This window comes from Hydrocoleum sp. CS-953 (genome assembly GCF_002260545.1).
Taxonomy (GTDB): domain Bacteria; phylum Cyanobacteriota; class Cyanobacteriia; order Cyanobacteriales; family Microcoleaceae; genus Trichodesmium.
This window is the reverse complement of sequence record NZ_LGSU01000116.1, coordinates 1-2,209: the sequence shown is the minus strand read 5'-3', so window position 1 is coordinate 2,209 and position 2,209 is coordinate 1. Positions and strand designations below refer to the sequence as shown.

Sequence of the window (2,209 nt, the reverse complement as noted above, 5' to 3'; positions counted from 1 at the left end):
CCCACACTCCCCACACTCCCCACACTCCCTCTACCATTACTATGCACCACCACCAAATTTATTATCTTGGCCCTGTAACAAAACCTACTAAGGTTGAAAGTGCATAAAATATTTTGAGTCGAGAACTCTGGTTTCTCCGTTTTTATCAAATATTTATGGTCTGTCCCGATTGAGCTGACTTTTTCAGAAATAAATGGTATAAGTCCTATAATATTCAGGCGATCGCTAACTTTGAATAGAACTATAGCGTTACGCATTAAGGTTTTTGAGGCGTTGCTGAATAAAGGTATGATTTTACAGGAGTCAGGAGTCAGGAGCTAGAAAGGAGCTTTTTCAGCGCCTCAAAGAGGGAAAATAATAGACATCTGGTGGAAAATAAATAAACCTTTTAGTTATATTAGCTAAAGAAAGAAAAAGTCACCATAAAAAATCCTTTTTCCTGCCTTTTTCGTAAAAATATCTTACCTGTTCCCTCTTCCCTGTTCCCTGTTCCCTACCATGCGCAAAAAATCTATATCTTTTTCACGCCTAGGTCTAATAGGTATGACTTACACCGCTATTTAGGAATTTTATACCGTGTTTCAGCAACGCCAGGTTTTTGACATTTATAAATCCTGTTTGCGCAGCATTCCGTAGGAAAACCCTTTGACAGTTTACCGAATAATTAATAATTAATAGTTAATAATTAATAATAGCTTTGTTACTGAATATTCCCTATTTCCTATTCCCTAGGGATATAGTATTTCATCTTGTCTAAGGAGGGTGATGTTGGTCACAGAAATTGCTTATCTGCTTCACTTTGTCGCGGTAGAATAACTCACTCTCCTGATATCGAAAAATCACTCTCGACTTCAACTATAAGTCACCACCATAACGAAAAAAACGGGAGATGATTAAAGATATAGAGTTCAAGGTAATTCCCATGCTTCAAGTTCAATTACTTCCCGGTGCAATTAACGAAATTATGGCCTCTGTTGCCGAAAATTCTTCTCTGACTGAATCAGATCGTTATGGTCTTATGGCTTCTGTTTTGGATGAGTCTATAAGTGAAGAAGAGCGTTGCAGCGTTGATAGATTATTGCGTTCTGTTATTAGAGGAAGGGTGCAGTTAAAATAAATTTTTGCTTCTTAACTCTTTGTAAAATTTCTACTCTAAACAGAATATAAATTAGTATTAGCAAAATTACGAATTTCTACCCATTCTTTATCTGATAAAGGTTCAGTAATTAGCTGAATTTTAAAACATTCTTTTGCTGCTATAATTAACGCTTCAATAATCTGATTAATCAAATCTTCTCCCCTATCATTTGCAGATAAAAAAGATTCAGGAAAATTAGAAACTCCAGGGGATGGTTGAGAATTAAAAACATGACTACAAAACTCAACATCAGGTGCTAAAATCATAGAACCATGTTGTAATATTCCCCCTTTTTTTCTCAGTTGGGCACTACCAATTAATTTTGTCCCATTAGGTAAGATTAAATCTGCACCTGTAGAAGTTCCAAAACAATTTGGGTTATTAATATAGCCTCTTCCCGCAGTGCCATAAACTAAGTCAACGCTGAGCGATCGCCACCCCTGGATTAAAAATTCACAAATAGCCTGATAAGACTCGATGCGACTGCCAGGAAAACCAGAAGTTATTAAACTATAAGTTAAATCTCCCTGATGCAAAACGGCTCTTCCACCAGTAGGACGACGCACAATATCTACAGATGTGCCTTGCCAAGTTAAGTCTTGCCAATATTCGGGATAGCGTTTTTGATGATAACCCAGAGAAATGGCGACTGGTTGCCAAGTATAAAACCGGAGAGTTGGTGGAATGTTTCCTTGTAGATGTTGGTGTAGCAACCATTCATCTATTGCCATTTGTAATTTTCCAGTTGTTGTGAGTAGGGGAATAAGTCGCCAAAACATTTTAAGTCCGATCTTTATTCTTGTTCCAAACCCAAGATTAATCTTAAAGCTTGGTCAATTTTTAGGATAATTTATGCTTATAGTATGCCTCGAATATTAATATTATGTTCGGTTGAATATTTATTATTTAGGGAATAAGGTAGAAGCGTAAGTGGAATATAAGAGATAGGGAGTAGGCGATAAATTGAAATACGTCCCTTACTTTTCGGAATTTTTTTGTAGCGAAAGTCATTTCAGTTATCAGTTATCAGTTATCAGTTAACAGTTAACAGTACCTCTGGGTTTAGCCAGA

The 2,209-nt window shown here is 36.4% G+C and carries 2 protein-coding genes; one reads left to right on the top strand and one right to left on the bottom strand.

The genetic code is table 11. The annotated features are described in order from the left end of the window. Nucleotides 1–922 precede the first annotated feature (922 nt). Entirely contained in the window at nt 923–1,117 is a 195-nt protein-coding gene (locus tag AFK68_RS00790) for a hypothetical protein (RefSeq protein ID WP_094670865.1), read from the top strand. A 35-nt stretch (nt 1,118–1,152) separates the two neighbouring features. Here AFK68_RS00790 and AFK68_RS00785 read toward each other — a convergent pair whose 3' ends face one another. Continuing rightward, complete coding sequence (locus AFK68_RS00785) at nt 1,153–1,917, bottom strand: lipoate--protein ligase family protein (RefSeq protein WP_094670863.1); 765 nt, start codon at nt 1,915–1,917, stop codon at nt 1,153–1,155. Between the last annotated feature and the right edge of the window lie 292 nt (nt 1,918–2,209).

Bases quoted from the DNA above. Each gene is read 5' to 3' on its own strand.
- AFK68_RS00790 (WP_094670865.1), top strand. From the start codon at position 923: ATGCTTCAAGTTCAATTACTTCCCGGTGCAATTAACGAAATTATGGCC.
- AFK68_RS00785 (WP_094670863.1), bottom strand. From the start codon at position 1,917: ATGTTTTGGCGACTTATTCCCCTACTCACAACAACTGGAAAATTACAA.